Raw genomic sequence first — 15,534 nt, forward strand, 5'->3', positions numbered from 1 at the left:
ACCCGAGGATGACAACATGCAATACAGTTTTTGCGACAGCGCCCATGGCCCCCTGCTCATCGCCATCGATCGGGACGGGCTGCGCTACGTGGAGTTCGTGCGAGGCGAACAACCGGTGACGCCGACCGACCAGTGGCAGCGGGACGATCAGGCGCTCGCCCCTTTCATCGAACAGTTCGCTGCCTACTTCGCCGGTCGCCTGCGCCGCTTCGATCTGCCGCTCGCCGCCCGGGGCACACCTTTTCAGCAATCGGTATGGCGCGCCCTGGGCGACATTCCCTACGGTGAGACCGTCAGCTACCTCGAGATAGCCCAGGCCATCGGCAATCCCAAGGCGGTACGGGCGGTGGGTGCCGCCAACGGCCGCAACCCGCTCAGCATCATAGTGCCCTGCCACCGGGTGATCGGCCGTAGCGGCGAGCTGACCGGTTATGCCGGCGGCATCCCCATCAAACGCTGGCTGCTGGCACTGGAGCAGCAGACTGCCGATCATTTTGTGCTGACCCCCTGAGCCGCGGCCGGCATCCCGTTAGCAATCTGGTTGCCGGCGCTGGAACAGCAGACCGCAGACGACGTCGCGCTGCCTCCCTGAGCCTCTGAGCAGTCAGTCCCATTGCGTTTAGCAAAATGAACATAGTATGAAGAATCGCCTCAGAAGGGCTTCAGACAGCCTCAGGCATCATGGCTTCACACTTGGATGGCATGGCTCATCCCTCATTCAAGTGGCACCCATGTGACGCTTCCAATCTGTCTTTTCCCCCGCGCCTCCCTGAGGCGCTTTTTTTTGCCGGCAGACGGGCGCAAAAAAGCCCGCCGAAGCGGGCTCTGACCGGAAGGTGCTAACTTCTGGGGTCAATCAGAGGGCGAGGAACAAGCCAGCCAACGAGGCACTCATCAGGTTCGCCAGCACCCCCGCCAGGATGGCGCGCATGCCGTAGCGGGCGATGAAGGATTTGCGCTCGGGCACCATGGCACCCAGGCCACCGATCAGGATCGCCATGGAGGAGATGTTGGCGAAACCGCACAGGGCGAAGGTGACGATGGCCTTGCTCGATTCGCTCAGGGTCTGGTCCTGCACCAGGGCGATGAAGGCGACGAATTCGTTCACCACTATCTTGGTGCCGATCAGGGCGCCGGCGGCCTGAGCCTGCTCCCAGGGGATGCCGATCAGCCAGGAGACGGGGGCGAACAGCCAGCCCAGGATGATCTGGAAGCTCAGCTCCAGCCCCACCAGGTCACCGGCCCAGCCCAGCAGGCCGTTGAGCATGGCGATCACACCGACGAAGGCCAGCAGGGTGGCCCCCACGGCGACCGCGATGTTGAGACCGGACATGGCACCATCGGCGGCCGCTTCAATCACGTTGGTGGCGCGCGGGATCACCACGTCCTGATGATGGTCCTCTTCTTCGGCGGCAGGCGGCACCAGGATCTTGGCCATGGCCAGACCGGCCGGCGCCGACATGAAGGCCGCCGCGATCAGGTATTTCAGCTCGACCCCGATACTGGCGTAACCCACCAGGGTACCGCCGGCCACGGAGGCGAGGCCGCAGCTCATCACCGCGAAGAACTGGGAATCGGACATCTTGGAGAGATAGGGTTTGACCACCAGCGGCGCCTCCACCATGCCGACGAAGATGTTGGCGGTGGCGGAGAGGCTCTCGGCGCGGCCGGTGCCCAGCAGCTTCTGCAGGCCGCCGCCAAGCAGGGCGATCACTTTCGGCATCAGGCCGATGTGGTAGAGGATGGCGATCACCGCGGAGAAGAAGATGATGACCGGCAGCACGTTGAAGGCAAAGATGAAGCCCAGCTTGAACTTGGCCAGATCGCCGAACAGGAAGGCGATCCCCTCCTGACCGTAACCGATCACGCTGCTCACGCTCTCGCTCACCCCGTTCAGCACGTGCTGACCGGCGGGCAGCCAGAGCACCAGGCCGGCGAAGAGGATCTGCAGGCAGAGGGCCAGGCCCACTGTTCGCAACGGGATACGACGACGATTATCAGAGCAGAGCGTGGCCAGGGCCAGGATGCTCAGGATGCCGAGCAGGGCAATCATAGGGACTCCATCAGGTGGGGCAAAAGATGGGCGCGGATTCTGCTCTCCCAGCCTCGCCACTGCAAGTCCAGTTGGTTACAGCCCTGTTAGCAAAAACGTTTTCACGATACCGGTTGCGGCAACTGGCTGATTTGGCTCGATTTTGGTATCAAGCGAAAGCCAGTGTTTTTATATAGAAACGATTATTCCTCCATACCGGACAATTTGCCGCCGAGCCAGGGTGCCAGCCGCTGTTCCCAGTAGGGATGGGGGCCGAAACCCTCCTTCAGAAAGTCGATGAACAGCCGGATCTTGGGATCCAGGTGCTCGCGCCTGGCATAGACGGCGTGCACCGCCATCTTCTGGTTTGGTCGCCACTGGGGCAGCAGCGGGATCAGCTGGCCGGTCTGCAGCTCCTTGTCCAGCAGGTAGTTGGCTACGTAGGCGATGCCGAGCCCGGCCAGGGCGGCGTCGCGCACCGCCTCCGCCAGATCCACCCGGTAGTTGCCGGCCACCTGCACCGTCTGGCGCTCCTTGCCCTGGCGAAACGACCACTCGTGGTAGCGCCGCTCCCGGCTCTGGTAGGTGATGCAGTTGTGCTGGGCCAGATCCTTGGGATGGAGCGGGGTGCCGTGGCTCAAGAGATAATCCGGCGAGGCCACCAGCACGAAGCCGATGTCCGCCAGCCGCTGCCCCACCAGGGCCTCGGGTTTGTCCTCGTAGGTGGTGATCCAGAGATCCAGCCCCTCATCCACCAGATTGGTGCGGTGATCGAACAATGAGACTTCCAGCTCCAGCTCGGGGTAGCGATCCTGAAACGCCTTGAGGCGCGGGATCACGTGCAGCCGGCCGAAGGATTGACCGACCCCCAGATGGAGCACGCCGCTCACCTTGCCGCGCCGCTCCGCCACCATGGAGTCCGCCTCCAGCGCCACCGCCACCAGGGCACGGCAGTGGCGGGCATACTCCTGGCCGAGTTCGGTGAGGGAGAAGCGGCGGGTGGTGCGCTGCACCAGCTGGGCGCCGAGTTCGGTCTCCAGCTGGGCCAGCTGCTTGCTGATGTGGGATTTGGAGACGCCGAGCCGCCGGGCGGCGGCAGAGATCCCCTGTTCACGGACCAGGGCATCGAAGATCACCATTTGGGGCAGACGTTGCAGCACGGGATTACCAGAGAGAAGAGCGGGCCCCCATTATTCCAGAGCGGCCCGCCGCGGGGTAGCGCTATAGGCCGAGCGCCCGTTTGACCTCTTGTTGCAGGGGATCGTCCGCCGGATTCTGGTTGGCACCGTAGCTGCCGATGAGCTTGCCGTCGCGCCCCACCAGGTATTTGTGGAAATTCCAGTCGGGGGCATCGCCATCGGCTGCCGCCGCCAGCCCCTTGAACAGGGGTGCCGCATCCGAGCCCCGCACCGCCACCCGGTTGAACATGGGGAAGGTGACACCATAGTCGCGCCGGCACACCTCGGCGGTCTTGTTCTCGTTGCCCGCCTCCTGTCTGAAGTCGTTGGAGGGGAAGCCCAGCACCACCAGTCCCTGCTCCTTGTAGCCCTGATAGAGCCGCTCCAGATCCCGAAACTGGCCGCTGTAGCCACAATAAGAGGCGGTGTTGACCACCAGCACCACCTTGCCCTCGGTCAGCTGGCAGAGGTTGTGGCGCTGGGTGCTATTGAGCTCCCGCATCTCCACGTTGAAGTAGTCGGGGCAGGCGGCGCCGGCCATGCCGGATGCCAGCGTCAGCAACAAGACAATCCTTTTCATCGAGTGACTCCTGTCAGGCAGATGAGTGACATACGCGCGAACACGCCGGCCGGTTCACCGGCTCAATAGAGGGGGATGCCGGTGAGCATGCCGTGCCCCCAGAAGATCAGCAGGGCGGTGAGCGCCAGCCCGGCCCCCACGCTGAGCCCGGTGCCGTACCAGTTGGCCGCCGGACGGGGATGACGCTGCCAGTCCCGCACCGAAATCCAGACAATGCCCACCAGTGCCCACAGGCCGATGCCGCCAAACAGCACCAGGGAGCGAGCCTCGCTGTTGACCGCCAGATGGGCACCGGCCCAGAGCAGGGTGCCGAGCAGTTGGGGATGCACCAGCCAGCGCCGCAGGTGGTTGGGGCCCTGGCCGGAGCAGAACAGGATCAGGGCGATGGGCATCACCGCCATCATCAGGGTCGGTCCCCAGGCGGGCAGAAAATAGAGCGGCAAGGGGCTGGAGGTGCGCCAGCCGGCGATGATGCAGGCGATGCCGATGAACAGCACCAGCGAGAAGAGTCCCTTGTAGCGATGCTCTCCCAACCGCTCGCGCAACCGGATCCTGTGGTCGGGCGCGAAGCAGGGGTAGAGGTGAGTCAGGGTAAACAGCAGTACCCCCAGGGTCAGCAAGATCATGGGTGGCTCCTTGTACTATGGGGGATCACTATGCCGCAAAGTCGGCGGCCAGAATACAGAAACCGCAGAAAAGCACTGGGGATACAGCAGGATAATGAAAAAAGCCGATCATCTGATCGGCAAGGTGTTTCGGGCTGACCAGCAGTTGAGCGGGTCGTCACCGCGACACGGGGCGGGGTTGGCCGGCGCCAGGCACCGGCCAGAAGAGGGTCAGGATCGCAGCAGGTAGAGCACCGCCACGTTGCGGGCCGTGAGCTGCAGGTTGGTGGTGGCGGTGGCCAGCGCCTCCGGCAGGGACATGGCGCGGTTGACCACGGCAAACACCGCATCCAGCCCGTGCTCGTGCACCACGCCGCAGTCGTCGGTCAGACAACCCGCGATACCGATCACCGGCTTGCCGAACCGCTTGGCACATCGTGCGACACCGATTGGCGTCTTGCCGTGAATGGTCTGGCTGTCGATGCGCCCCTCGCCGGTGATGACCAGATCCGCGTCGGCCACCGCCTCGGCCAACTTCAACGCCTCAATGACGATCTGGATGCCGGGTTTGAGCTCGGCGCCGAGCAGGCCCACCAGGGCCGCCCCCATGCCACCGGCGGCACCCGCCCCCGGGATCTCCTTCACCTGCTTGCCGAGGGCCTGCTCGATGCAGTCGGCATAGTGGGCCAGGTTGGCATCCAACTGCGCCACCATCGCGGGAGTCGCCCCCTTCTGCGGACCGAACACGGCGGAGGCCCCTTTCGGCCCGCACAGCGGGTTGTCCACATCGCAGGCCACTTCGATGGTGATCTTGGCAAGGCGCGAGTCCAGCCCGCTCAGATCGATGGTGGCCAGCTCGGCCAGACCGGCGCCGCCCGGCGCGATGGGGCTGCCGTCGCGTTTGAGCAGCTTGCCGCCAAGCGCCTGGATCATGCCGGCACCGCCGTCATTGGTGGCGCTGCCGCCGATGCCGAGGATCAGGTGCTTCACTCCCATGTCGAGGGCCGCCAGGATCAGCTCGCCGGTGCCACTGCTCGAGGTGTGCAGCGGATTGCGCAGCTCAGGCGCCACCAGATGCAGGCCGGAGGCCGCCGCCATCTCGATGACGGCGCGCTCGCCATCCCCCAGCAGACCGACGAAGCCCTCTACCTGGTTGCCGAGGGGGGCGGTCACATGGAAGGGCAGAATGCGGCCGCCGGTGGCATCCACCAGGGACTGCACCGTCCCCTCGCCGCCATCAGCCATCGGCAATTTGACGTAGGTAGCGTTCGGCAGCACCTGCTTGAAACCGGCCTCGATGGCATCGGCCACCGCCATGGCGCTCAGGCTCTCCTTGAATGAATCGGGGGCGATAACAATTTTCATATCAATTCCTTAGGCGAGGCCAAACACGCCAAACATCAGGGTGGAGACAACGGCGATGGTCAGACCGACCGCGGTTTCGTAGGGGATGAGCTTGAGCCGCTCACCCACGCCCATGTGGACGCTGCCGCCGGTGGCATGGAAGAAGGAGCCGTGGGGCATGTGGTCGAACACGGTAGCACCGGCGTGGATCATGGCGGCCCCCGCCAGGCTGCTGATGCCAAGCTCGAGCAGGGTGGCGCTGAACACGTTGGAGGCTACCACTGTACCGGCGGTGGTCGAGGCGGTCGCCAGCGACATCAGGGCACCGGAAATGGGGGCCAGCAGGTAGGAGGGTAGGCCGGAGGCGGTCAGGCCGCTGATCAGCACATCCTTCAGGCCGGAGTTGGCGATGATGCCCGCCAAGGTACCGGTACCCAGCAGCATGATGGCCACCGGCGCCATGCGGGCGAGACCCGAGACGGCAAACTGGTTCACCTTGCCAAACTTGCCCATCATCAGGGCGCCAACCAGGCCACCGAGAGGCAGTGCGATGAGCGGATCCACCACTATGCCGGCGATGGGGCGCAGGGCCAGCAGCAGGATGGCTACCAGCGGCGCACTGATGGCGGCGGCAAAGCCCGGCAGCTTGCTGCCATCGAAGCTCACCACCTCGTCGGCGGCGACCTTGCTGCCCTTGTTGTTGAGGCGCTTGGCCAGCCAGTAGGCCATCACCAGCCCGAACAGGCCCGGGATGATGCCGGCCGCCATCACCGAAGTGAGCGGCAGGTGGAAGGCATCGGCTGCAGCGATGGCATTGGGGTTGGGAGACATGACGTTGCCCGCCTTGCCGCCGCCGATCATCGCCAGCAGGATGGCCGCCTTGGAGAGATCGGCACGGCGGGCGATGGCCAGCGCAATGGGGGCGACCGTGATGACGGCCACGTCCACGAATACGCCGACCGCGGTCAGGATCAGGGTGGCCAGCGCCAGCGCCAGCAGAGCGCGGGTTTCGCCCAGCTTCTTGACGATGGTCTCGGCGATGGTGGTGGCGGCGCCCGATTCGATCAGCACGCCGGCCAGTACGCCCGCCGCCAGGATCCGCATCACCGCCGTGGTGATCCCCTGGGCGCCGCCGATCATCAGGGCGACGGTCTGGGTCAGATCGGCGCCGCCGATCAGGCCGCCGGCCAGGGCGCCGACGATCATGCCGTAAGCGGGTGGCACCTTCTTCAGGATCAGGAAGATGGCGATGGAGAGCGCCGCGAGGGCGCCAAGGGCTGTAACCGGGGTCATGACGGGCACCTTTCTAGTGAGTGAATGGTGGCCATTATGGTGATCCGGGATCGGAATGATTTGGTCAAAAAACCAAATATCAGCTTTTAAAAACGCAACTTTCTGTATATATGAACAATTCAACTGTCGAGATTGAGCCCGAGATAGAGCAGGAACTTGTCATCTAACTTGTTGAAATTCAACCCGGTTATCTGCTCGATCCGGGTCAGCCGATAGCGCAGGGTATTGGGGTGGATGAACAGGGCTTCGGCACAGGGATGCAGATCACAATCCTGCAAGAAATATTGGCGCAGCGTCTTCTGCAGTGTTCCCTTTGTATCCTCCTGTGCCAGCTTGTGCAGCGGAGCCCGCAGCTGATCCGCCTGCCAGGAGTCCGCCAGACTGCCGAGCAGTACCGGCAACCGGTAATCCTCGAAGAAATAGACCTGCTTGCGCGGCGCCTGCCGCATGCCGCGGCGCAAGGTGTCCCGCGCCGTCTGGTAGGATCGCGCCAGCCCGTCGGTGCCGGCGAAGTAATCACCCACCCCGATGCGCACCCGAAAGTGGGGGATGCGGGCCAGCAACTGCTTGATGCGACTGCGCTCCTGCTCTGACTGCCAGACGCCGTCGCTGAGCTGGGCAGGCTTGAGCACCACTATCTCGTCCAGGCCGTTGATGGCCACCAGATTGTCCCGCTCCGGGTTTTCCAGCAGATGCACCAGCTCCCGCAGCCGGGTCGGGTCGGCCTCCTCCAGCGCCAGCACCGCCACCACCCGCGGCTGGGCCAGATCCAGCCCGAGGAAGCGGGCCGCCTGCTGCAGCTGATCTTCGCGCCCTTCACCACGGATGAGCTGCAGCACCAGCTCCTCCTTGTGGCGCTTGTCCCACTGCAGCTGCTCGGTGAGTGCCGCCTGCTCCAGAATGAGCTCGGCGGTCATGCGCACCAGCTCGGCGTAAGCGCGCACTTCGTCCGGATCGCCCGAGATGCCGATGACCCCGAGCAGCTCCCCCTGATAGGCGATGGGCAGGTTGATGCCGGGGCGCACCCCCTTGAGCTCGCGGGCGGTGGCGTCGCTGATCTCCACCACCCGGTTCTCGGTCAGCGCCAGCACAGCCCCCTCATGGCGCTGATGGAGCCGCTCCGGGTTGCCGGACGCGATGATCAGGCCGTGCTCGTCCATCACGTTGACCGAGAAAGAGAGGATCTTCATGGCCCGGCTGACAATCTGCCGTGCGAGGGTGTCATTGAGCTGCATAGGTACTCCGCTGAACGAACCGGGCATAGCTTGAGGCGATGATGAGTCTCTGTGGCTCGTCCATCACCTTGACCGAAACAGAGAGGATCTGTATCGCTCGACTGACTATCTGGCGTGCGAGGGTATCGTTTAGCTGCATCACATCTCCAAAGCGGGGGCCAGACCGGCCACAAAGCGCCTGCACCGGGGCAAAGATGCCACATCTTCAAGACAAGCGAGGGGGGGCTCGCTAGAATAGGCCACTTTACGCTATATGCGCCCCGCCATGGAGCAGGATTTTCCCCTGCCCATGACGACTCACCCTTCCGCTATGGACTGAACTATGGATTATGAATTTCGCCGCAACCCGTTCGGCGGTTATCGCGCCCGGTTCTCCATGGGCCACGAGGCCATCGGTCAGTGGCTGATCGACGAAGTGGGCAAGGACGAGGAGAAACTCGACGAGCTGTTCGCCATCATCGATCAGCTCTCCAGCCGGGCCCGCACCGAATACCGGCTGCTTGGCGGCGACTACTCCCTGCTGCTGACCCACGAGGAGGCCGAGGTGAAGGCCAACGTCCTCAATATCGAGCAGGATGAGGATCTCGACGATCTCGCCTACTACGATGATGAACAGCTGGCCATGTGCGGGCTGGAAGATTTTGCCCAGGTGCTCGTCTCCTGGCGCGCCTTTATCCGCAACGAGGATATGGGCTGATTGACCCCATCGGAACAACCACGTCGGGCTCAAGGCCCCTCGCCCAACCAACAGGATTGACTATGTCTATTTACGATTTTGATGACGAACTGCCGGAAGACGAGCTGGAAGAGCAGCCGAAGAAACCCGCCCAGCCCAAGAAGAAGGGCAAGCAGGTGCTGAATACCCAGGTCAACCTGAGCCCGCGCGATGCCAGCCGCCTGAACGGCCTGCACGTGGAGGCCATCACCACCCTGGACGACGTCAGCCTGCCGAAGAACGTGATCTTCAAGGCCGGCCTGATCGCCCTAGGCGAGCTGGACGCCAACCTGCGGGCCGACATCATCGCTCGGGTGATCGCCGAATCCGGCCGCTGATAGCGTCGCATCCTTGCCAAAACCGGAGCCCAGCTCCGGTTTTTTTATGGTCGCTCGCCTGCTCTCTCCTGCCGCGTGGGGATCCGACCAGCTTATTGAGCCTTGTCTCATGGGATGTCCCATTGTTAAGGTGCGGCACTTTCATCGGCCCTGGAGACTCAATGTTACCTCTACCTGATTCACTCATCTGGGGAGCACTGGCGCTGGCCGTCTTGCTCTGTCTGGCCCGGCAGCGTCTGCCCGGCTTCATCATGCTGGCGGTCGCCCTGCTGGCGGCTCTCGGCCTCGGCCACCTGAGCCCAATTGCCCTGCTGGCCAGCGCGGCGGGTCTGCTGCTGGCCTGGCGTACCCCCACCCTGCCCCAGCCCTGGCGCGCCGTCGCCCTGGGCGCCGTACTGCTGTGGGCGGTGGCGCTGATGCTGCACCTCATCCCCGGCTTCACTAACCTGAAGGTGCTGGATCAGGTGCAGGCCGGCCCCGCCAGCGTGCCCTTCAACATGTACCTCAACCTCGACAAGCCGCTGGTCTTCTTCGGCCTACTGCTGGCCTGGCCCGCCCTGCTGGGCCCGGGCGGCGCCATTCAGTGGCGCAGGCTGGCGCTGCTGCTGGTGCCGCTGGCGGCCCTGCTGATCGCCGCCTGGCAGCTGGGAGCCCTCAAGCCCGAGGTGGGCCTGCCCGGCTGGTGGTGGCTGTTTGCCATCAACAACCTGCTGTTCACCTGCGTGGCGGAAGAGGCGCTGTTTCGCGGCTTCCTGCAGCAGGGGATCGCCGAGCGCAGCCAGCGCTGGCTTGGGGTGCTGGTGGCGAGCCTGCTGTTCGGCGCCGCCCACCTGGCCGGTGGCCCGCTGCTGGTGCTGTTCGCCGCGCTGGCCGGGGCCTGCTATGGCCTGGCCTTCCTGCTGAGCGGGCGCCTCAGCGTCGCCATCGCGATCCACTTCCTGTTCAACTTCGCCCACCTGGCCCTCTTTACCTACCCGCTGGCCAGCCGCTGATCCCCTCTGGGCGTGCCAACCGGCACGCCCCACCTCTTCGCCTACCTGTCCGCTCGCCCTGCCTCCCCATATGGGGCCTTTCATTTATTTGTAACAAAAATGTAAATAAAATGACCTCTGTGCCCGCCATAACAGTCACTTTCCTACGTGTCTCAACCAAAAGGACTTCATGATGCACAAGCCCGTCAGTTATGCCGCCCTGCTGCTGGCCAGCCAGTTTCCGCTGCAGGCGCTGGCCGATACCGATGTCTACCTCACCAACAACAGCCCGGATCCGGTCCAGCTGGAGATCCGCCAGAGCGGCTCCGGCGAGCTGCAGGCCGGCAGCCAGTGGATCCAGCACAGGACTGAGCTGGGCCCCTGGGAGAGCGCCATGGTGCTCAGCTTCAACCGCTACGAGGGGGTGAAGGCGGGCAAGAGCTATCTGTTCGAAACCCGGGTCACCACCCCCAGCGGCGACACCTATCGCCTCAACCAGCGGATGGAGGGCACCTGGTGGAACAGCACCCTGCAACACGGCGGCGAGACGCCGGCAGACAACTCAGGCTGGCAGAGCGATCGCGCCATTCACCGCCTGAGCGGGCCGCAGGAGCTGGCCTTCGCCGCCAAGTTCACCGGCCGCTACGACGATCTGCACTACATGCTGACCCCGCCCAAACAGGTGGAGCAACCCGAACCTGCCGAAACCAGGTTGAAGGTGGCCAGCTACAACGTCTGGGCGCTGCCGGTGATCGCCTCCAGCATCGGCGAGCGGCTGGCGCTGCTGCCCGAACACCTCAAGGGCTATGACGCCTTGCTGCTGCAGGAGGTGTTCGACGGCCGCCGCGAAGGCTTCCTGCAGGCGCTGGCCAAAGAGTACCCCTACCAGACCAAGGTGCTCGACAAGCCGGGGGTCAACATCCACGACGGCGGCGTGGTGATCGTCAGTCGCTACCCCATAGTGCGCGAGGCCCAGCTGGTCTATCCCCAGTGCACCGGCACCGACTGCTTCGCCGACAAGGGGGTGATGTATGCGGAGGTGATCAAGGGGGGCAAGGCCTGGCACCTGTTCGCCACCCACACTGCCAGCTTCGACACCGACGAGGCGCGCCGGCTGCGCCAGATCCAGTTCGGCCAGATGCGCACCCTGGCCGCCAGCCTCAATATTCCCGCCAGCGACACCGTCATCTACGGCGGCGACTTCAACGTCAACAAGCGCAAGTTTGCCGATGACTACGCCGGCATGCTGGCCAATCTCGACGCCGACGAGCCGGCCTACGGCGGCTACACCGAGGCCACCTTCGATCCCAGGATCAACCCCTATGCCGGCGGTCCGCTCTCCGGCGGTGCCAACGTGGAGTACCTCGACTATCTGGTGGTGAGCCGGGAGTACGGCGCCGCAAGCCACAACCTCAACAGTGTCTGGATCCCGCGCAGCAGCGACGGCAGCCTCTGGCCCGCCAGCAACCTCTCCGATCACTTTCCGGTCAAGGGAGAGATCAGTCGATGAAGCGCCGTTACGGCTTGCTGGCGCTGGCGCTGCTGGCCTTGTTGCTGCTCAACCTGGGCGCACAGGAGGAGCCGGCGCGCCCGGCCTCCACCAGCCAGGCCCCATCGGGCGCCGCTGCGCCCGTGCAGGCACAGCTGCCGGACTCCCCGGCGCTCGCCTCGCCGGTTGCCGCCACACAGGCCGGCTCCGAGCCGCCTCCCGCCAGCTGGCGGGCCATGCCGGAGGCGCTGAGCCAGCAGCTCGCCAGCGAGGTAAGCGACAGCGATCTGCCGCTGGCCGAGCGGCTGGCCAATCTGGAAGGTGCAGAGGCCAGCTGGCTTGGCGAGGGGGAGAGCCTGTTTCGGCTGCAGGGGCGCTACGCCCTGGCGCTCGAGCAGCTGGCGCAGGAGAGCGAGCAGCTGCCGCTGGCCGAGCGGCTGGATGCCCTCAGCCGCTTGCAGGATGAGTGGGTAGTGGAGCACCCGGATCTGGCGACTGAACTGTTCAACCCGGCGGCCCGGCTGCAGCAGGCACGCCAGCTGTGGGGAGACGAGGAGCTCGCCACCCTGGCCCACCACTTCCTGCCGGCTGCACAGGCCGAGGCGACCCTGCAGTTTGCCGCCAGCCGCCAGCAGCAGCTGGATCAGCGCAGCCGCTACCAGCAGCAGTTGACCGAGCTCGAGCAGCAGCTGGCAGCCAGCCGGGGCAACATGGACGAGGCGAGCTGGCAGCAGCACAGGGAGGCGGTGCTCGGCCAGTTCCGGCGCGACTTCTTCGCCCGTGACTCCGCCACACCAACGCAATGAAAAAAGGGCCCTGACGGGCCCTTCGTATTTCCCCGGCCATCAGGCCAGCGGGTAGCTGGCCGCCAGTCCGTTCTCGCAATGCCAGTTGGCCCACAGCTTGTCGTCACTGCCCATCAGCAGGGTGGCGAAGTTGCGGGTACGCAGGTAGACGGGGGCGCCGAACGGCTTGATAAGCTCGGCGCGGATCAGCCGGCTCTCATCGAGGTATTCGGGATCGTCGTTGGTCATGGCGAGGATCCCCATCCACTGGAACTGGGTGGGACAGGGGTGGACGATGCCGGAGGAGACCAGCTGGTGTACGTTGAGCCCCTCCCGCTTGTCCTGAATAACCCCGAGGCAACCCACGTGCACGTCGCCTGAGAGGATCAGGGTCTTGCAGCCAGGCTCCTTCTGGCGCCGCTGCCTGGCGTTGTCCAGCAACCGCATGATGAGGCGGGCCCGCTCCCCCTGATGGGCCTTGGCCCGCCAGTGATCCTTGAGATCGTCGGTCAGCTCCTCCTCCCAGGGGGTGGCATCGAACGCCGCCTCGGTGAAGGAGAAGTCGCGATAGACCACGGGCACCCCCGCCAGTACCAGCAGGTGGCCCGTGTCGCAGGCCGCCAGCGCGGCGTTGACCAGATCCCACTGGGACGGGCTCATCACCTGATCGCGGGTGCGATTGGCCCGGTTGTCCAGCGCCAGGATCTGGTAGCCCCGAAAACCGAGCAGCCAGGAGTGGTGATTCAGCGTCTTGTCCAGCAGCGCCCCGTTGGCACCGGTGCGCAGCTGGAACAGCCGGAAGTACTTGGTGGCGGCGGCATAGATGGCCTGATAGACCTCGCAGCGCTGCAGATCCTCGGGGTAGCTGCCCCAGCCATCGAAGATGTCGTGATCGTCCCACATCATGGCGCTCGGCACCCGGGCCAGCATGAAGGCAACCTCGAGGCGGCCCCACTGTTTGCAGTAGAGATCGCAATAGAAGCGGTCGAGCTGCTCCACCATGGCCCGGGTCGCCTTGCGCTTGACCTTCTCCGCCCGGTCCAGCTCGTTCCAGGCCTTGAGGGTCGGCACGCTCGTCCAGAGGGAGTCCGCATAGACCTGATCTCCTCCCATCAGCAACAGGGAGAAGGGATGGGCCTTGTGCTCCGCGGCCAGCTTGTCCCACATGACGTAGGGGGCCGGGGTGGAGGTGAGCAGCTTGAAGTCGGAGAAACCGTTGCAGGAGGCGTAGCCTATCCGCACCGGCTCCTTCTTGCCCGGCAGATGGAACTGCCACTTGTCGTATCCCGCCAGATCCTGCGCCGGCTTGTTGTCCAGCAGGATCTCGTAGTCGACGGGGGTGCCGGCCTTGCTCTTGGGACTGGCCTGCCAGACCAGCCGCCAGAAACCGCCTCTCGGGGTATCCGCCTGCTTGCTGGCGGCCAGCAGCTCGCCGTTGATCCGCACGGCTGCACTCTTGCAGCTGGCCTGCGCCATAAAACAGATGCTGTACTCGGTCTCTGACTCGAGGCCCAGCAGGGGCCCCATTACCAGACTGGTCATTTGTCATCCCTCCATGGTGAAACCCATGGAGCATAGCGAAGCGACCGCTATTTGATAGTGACCAGGTGGGCAAACAGAACGGGCCAGGGTTTGGCCCCGGCCCTTTCTGTTTGGTGCTGCGATGAACCGGCCTGTCACACCGGCCATGGCGAGGGGCGCTACGCCTTGCCCTTGAACTGCTTGACGCTGCGCTTGGCCTGGGTGCGACGGTTGGCCTGTTTGTCGCGGGGGGCGCGCTTGCCCTCCCCGCTGGCTGGCTTGTCGGTCACCGGGAAGCCGGTGAGCTCGGCCAGCGGCAGCTCACGCCCGGTGAGGGTGCGGATCGCCGCCAAGGTGTCGGCCTCGCCATGGCAGGTGAGGGAGATGGCGAGCCCGCTGCGCCCTGCCCGGGCGGTGCGGCCGATGCGATGCACGTAGACGGGGGCGCTGGCGGGCAAGTCCAGGTTGATCACCAGCGGCAGCGCCTCCACGTGAATGCCGCGCGCCATCAGATCGGTGGCCACCAGCACCCGCACCTTGCCCGCCTTGAAGTCGCCAAGCGCCTGCTCACGCACCGCCTGCTCCTTCTCACCGTGCAGGGCCGCCACCGCGATGCCCGCCTTGGCCAGCTTGCGGGCCACTCCGTCGGCGTCGTCCCGCGCGCTGATGAAGACCAGCACCTGCGGCCACTCGTGGGCCTTGAGCAGGCTGATGAGCGCCGGCACCTTGCTGCTCTTGTTGACCAGATAGAGCCGCTCCTCGATGTCGTCGGCCACGCTGTTGCGAGGATCCGCCTCCACCCGAGCGGGCTCTTTCAGCAGACCGGTAGCCAACGCCTCCAGCTCGGCGGGCAGGGTGGCGGAGAAGAGCATCTGCTGCCGCGCGTCCGGCATCGCCTTCATCAGCCACTGGATATCGGGCCAGAACCCCATCTCCAGCAGGCGGTCCGCCTCGTCCAGCACCAGAGTGCGCAGGCCGGCCAGGGTCAGCAACTGCTGGCCCAGCAGATCCCGCAGCCGCCCCGGGGTCGCCACCAGCAGCTGCGGCCCCAGCGCCAGCTCGGCCTGTTGCTGCGCCTGTTCCACCCCGCCGCACAGGGTCACCAGCCGCAGACCCAGCCCGGCGGCCGGCCCCTGCAACGCCTCGCTCACCTGCACCGCCAGCTCGCGGGTCGGCACCAGCACCAGCCCCTGCACCTCTGCCAGGGCGGGATCCAGCCGCTGCAGCAGCGGCAGGCCGAACGCCAGTGTCTTGCCGCTACCGGTGCGGGCCAGCGCCAGCAGATCCCGTCCCGCCAGCGCGGCGGGAATGGCCAGTTGCTGCACCCGGGTCGGGTGCTGAAGATTGGTTGGCAAGGCCGCCAGCAGGGCGGGGGCAAGGGCGAGTTGGTCAAAAGTCATGGCACGGTACGGATAAGCAAGTGGGAGGGCGAAGTCTAGTGAGCGGGG

General features: G+C 65.1%; 15 protein-coding genes. 6 read left to right on the forward strand and 9 right to left on the reverse strand.

Features of this window, described 5'->3' with window-relative positions; all coding sequences use genetic code 11:
- Positions 1 to 16: 16 nt before the first annotated feature.
- Positions 17 to 511 (forward strand): methylated-DNA--[protein]-cysteine S-methyltransferase, encoded by a 495-nt coding sequence (locus ACB033_RS12885; RefSeq protein WP_017765282.1) that lies wholly within the window; start codon positions 17 to 19, stop codon positions 509 to 511.
- Positions 512 to 856: 345 nt separating this feature from the next.
- Here the strand turns inward: ACB033_RS12885 and ACB033_RS12890 are convergent, their stop codons facing one another.
- The 7 genes from ACB033_RS12890 to ACB033_RS12920 form a co-directional block, all read right to left on the reverse strand.
- Positions 857 to 2,053 carry a NupC/NupG family nucleoside CNT transporter gene (locus ACB033_RS12890; protein WP_005308649.1) on the reverse strand — a complete coding sequence of 399 codons (1,197 nt, stop codon included), beginning with the start codon at positions 2,051 to 2,053 and terminating at the stop codon, positions 857 to 859.
- Between the two features lie 182 nt (positions 2,054 to 2,235).
- Positions 2,236 to 3,171 (reverse strand): LysR family transcriptional regulator, encoded by a 936-nt coding sequence (locus tag ACB033_RS12895; protein ID WP_162519917.1) that lies wholly within the window; start codon positions 3,169 to 3,171, stop codon positions 2,236 to 2,238.
- A gap of 82 nt (positions 3,172 to 3,253) precedes the next feature.
- Entirely contained in the window at positions 3,254 to 3,790 is a 537-nt protein-coding gene (locus ACB033_RS12900; protein ID WP_139725761.1) for a glutathione peroxidase, read from the reverse strand.
- 62 nt (positions 3,791 to 3,852) lie between these two features.
- The gene (locus tag ACB033_RS12905; protein ID WP_139725762.1) at positions 3,853 to 4,416 is read right to left on the reverse strand and encodes an NnrU family protein; all 564 of its coding nucleotides are present in this window, start codon (positions 4,414 to 4,416) and stop codon (positions 3,853 to 3,855) included.
- A 210-nt stretch (positions 4,417 to 4,626) separates the two neighbouring features.
- Positions 4,627 to 5,760 (reverse strand): glycerate kinase, encoded by a 1,134-nt coding sequence (locus ACB033_RS12910; protein ID WP_139725763.1) that lies wholly within the window; start codon positions 5,758 to 5,760, stop codon positions 4,627 to 4,629.
- A 9-nt stretch (positions 5,761 to 5,769) separates the two neighbouring features.
- On the reverse strand, positions 5,770 to 7,032 hold the full coding sequence (locus ACB033_RS12915; RefSeq protein WP_017765278.1) for a GntP family permease: 1,263 nt from the start codon (positions 7,030 to 7,032) through the stop codon (positions 5,770 to 5,772).
- Between the two features lie 119 nt (positions 7,033 to 7,151).
- A complete protein-coding gene (locus tag ACB033_RS12920; protein WP_139725764.1) occupies positions 7,152 to 8,267 on the reverse strand; it encodes a sugar diacid recognition domain-containing protein in 1,116 nt (371 codons plus the stop codon).
- Between the two features lie 322 nt (positions 8,268 to 8,589).
- Between ACB033_RS12920 and ACB033_RS12925 the strand changes: the two genes are divergently transcribed.
- From ACB033_RS12925 to ACB033_RS12945, 5 genes are all read left to right on the forward strand, one after another.
- Entirely contained in the window at positions 8,590 to 8,964 is a 375-nt protein-coding gene (locus ACB033_RS12925; RefSeq protein ID WP_139725765.1) for a YacL family protein, read from the forward strand.
- A gap of 62 nt (positions 8,965 to 9,026) precedes the next feature.
- Complete coding sequence (locus ACB033_RS12930; protein ID WP_005308637.1) at positions 9,027 to 9,320, forward strand: hypothetical protein; 294 nt, start codon at positions 9,027 to 9,029, stop codon at positions 9,318 to 9,320.
- A 161-nt stretch (positions 9,321 to 9,481) separates the two neighbouring features.
- Positions 9,482 to 10,312 (forward strand): CPBP family intramembrane glutamic endopeptidase, encoded by an 831-nt coding sequence (locus ACB033_RS12935; protein WP_139725766.1) that lies wholly within the window; start codon positions 9,482 to 9,484, stop codon positions 10,310 to 10,312.
- A 172-nt stretch (positions 10,313 to 10,484) separates the two neighbouring features.
- The gene (locus tag ACB033_RS12940) at positions 10,485 to 11,801 is read left to right on the forward strand and encodes a sphingomyelin phosphodiesterase (RefSeq protein ID WP_017765275.1); all 1,317 of its coding nucleotides are present in this window, start codon (positions 10,485 to 10,487) and stop codon (positions 11,799 to 11,801) included.
- Positions 11,798 to 12,586, forward strand: a complete 789-nt coding sequence (locus tag ACB033_RS12945; protein WP_139725767.1) for a hypothetical protein — start codon at positions 11,798 to 11,800, stop codon at positions 12,584 to 12,586. Before ACB033_RS12940 ends, ACB033_RS12945 begins: the two co-directional genes overlap by 4 nt.
- 39 nt (positions 12,587 to 12,625) lie before the next feature.
- Here ACB033_RS12945 and ACB033_RS12950 read toward each other — a convergent pair whose 3' ends face one another.
- Entirely contained in the window at positions 12,626 to 14,107 is a 1,482-nt protein-coding gene (locus ACB033_RS12950; protein ID WP_371140545.1) for an alkaline phosphatase D family protein, read from the reverse strand.
- Between the two features lie 158 nt (positions 14,108 to 14,265).
- Positions 14,266 to 15,486 carry a DEAD/DEAH box helicase gene (locus ACB033_RS12955; protein ID WP_017765272.1) on the reverse strand — a complete coding sequence of 407 codons (1,221 nt, stop codon included), beginning with the start codon at positions 15,484 to 15,486 and terminating at the stop codon, positions 14,266 to 14,268.
- Between the last annotated feature and the right edge of the window lie 48 nt (positions 15,487 to 15,534).

The organism is Aeromonas sp. S15(2024), assembly GCF_041402265.1.
In the GTDB taxonomy this organism is placed as follows: Bacteria; Pseudomonadota; Gammaproteobacteria; order Enterobacterales; family Aeromonadaceae; genus Aeromonas; species Aeromonas dhakensis.